This is a genomic window from Cellulomonas sp. NPDC057328, assembly GCF_042667215.1.
Lineage (GTDB): Bacteria > Actinomycetota > Actinomycetes > Actinomycetales > Cellulomonadaceae > Cellulomonas.
The window spans coordinates 1-1,510 of record NZ_JBHUZW010000217.1 but is presented as its reverse complement, the minus strand read 5'-3'; the positions used below and the strand labels follow the sequence as shown (position 1 = coordinate 1,510).

The 1,510-nt window shown below is 70.3% G+C and carries 1 protein-coding gene; it reads left to right on the top strand.

The features are described from left to right. The first annotated feature begins 177 nt into the window (after positions 1-177). Positions 178-1,467, top strand: a complete 1,290-nt coding sequence (locus ACFUMH_RS19075; RefSeq protein ID WP_378209214.1) for an ABC transporter substrate-binding protein — start codon at positions 178-180, stop codon at positions 1,465-1,467. Positions 1,468-1,510 lie beyond the last annotated feature (43 nt).

Genomic DNA, 1,510 nt, shown 5'->3' with positions numbered 1-1,510 from the left:
GTCGGCACCCTGGTGCCGGCCGGGCTCTCGCGCGTACATGGTCACAAGTCCACAACGACATGGTGGCGAGACGTTGCCATTCACATCGCGGACACAAAGCATGAGTACCTTCGCGCCACATCGCCGTGGCCCGCGTCCGGGTCCGGTGGGTGCAGTGCTCACAGAGGGGTACCACGCATGATTCGTTCGACACACGCAGGACGTGCCGTGGCAGTCGCCGGCGCGCTCGTCCTCGCGCTCACGGCCTGCTCGGGCGGTTCCGACGGCGGCGGCGAGGAGACGACCGGCTCCGGCGGCGGCGGCAGCAGCGAGCCGTTGCACATCGGGACGCTGCTGCCCGTGACGGGGTCGCTCGCGCAGCTCGGCCCGCCCGAGATCGCCGGCGTCGACCTGGCCGTCGCCGAGATCAACGAGGCCGGCGGCCTGTTCGGCGCCGACGTCGAGGTCACGCACACGGACTCCTCGGACGCCAACAACGCCTCCGTGTCGACGGCCTCGGCGCAGGAGCTCATCTCCGCCGGCGTCTCGGTCGTCGTCGGTGCCGCGTCCTCCTCGGTGACGCTCAACGTCATCGACGACATCACGGGCGCGGGCGTCGTCCAGATCTCGCCGGCCAACACGGCGACCAACCTGTCGGGCTACTCCGACTTCTACTTCCGCACCGCGCCGCCGGACTCCGTGCAGGGCGACGTGCTCGGCAACCTCATCGTCTCCGACGGTGCGAGCAACGTCGGCATCCTCGTCTTCAACGACTCCTACGGCACGTCGCTCCGCGACGTCGTCTCGGGTGTCGTCACCGACGCGGGCGGCACGATCGTCTACGGCGCCGAGGGCCAGGAGTTCGACCCGGCCGAGCAGAACTTCTCGACGATCGTCGGCGACGCCATAGCGTCCGCCCCCGACGCGATCGCGATCCTCGCGTTCACGGACCAGACCCCGCTCATCGTGCGCGAGCTCGTGGCGCAGGGCTGGGACATGAGCAAGACGTACTTCGTCGACGGCAACCTGCAGAACTTCGGCACGGAGGGTGAGACCGGCTTCCCGGCCGGCACGCTCGAGGGCGCCCAGGGCACGCTGCCCGGTGCGTTCCCGTCCGAGGAGTTCCAGCAGCGCATGCTCGAGGTCGACCCGGACCTCACCGAGTACTCCTACGGCCCCGAGTCCTACGACGCCACGATCCTCGCGGCGCTGGCTGCCCTCAAGGGCGGGGCGTCGGACGGCGAGACCATCCAGGCCAACCTGGCCGCGGTCTCGGGCGCCGACGGCGGCGAGGAGTGCACCGGCTGGGAGGAGTGCGCGCAGCTGGTCGAGGACGGCGAGGACATCGCCTACCAGGCGGTCTCCGGCGTGGGCCCGTTCAACGACGCCAACGACCCGTCGTCGGCGTTCATCGGCATCTACCAGTTCGGTGGCGACAACACGTACACGTTCTCCCGCTCGGAGGAGGGCGAGGTCCCGCAGGACTGAGCCCCGCGTGACGTCGAGGGCCCCCGGAGCGCGAGCTCCGGGG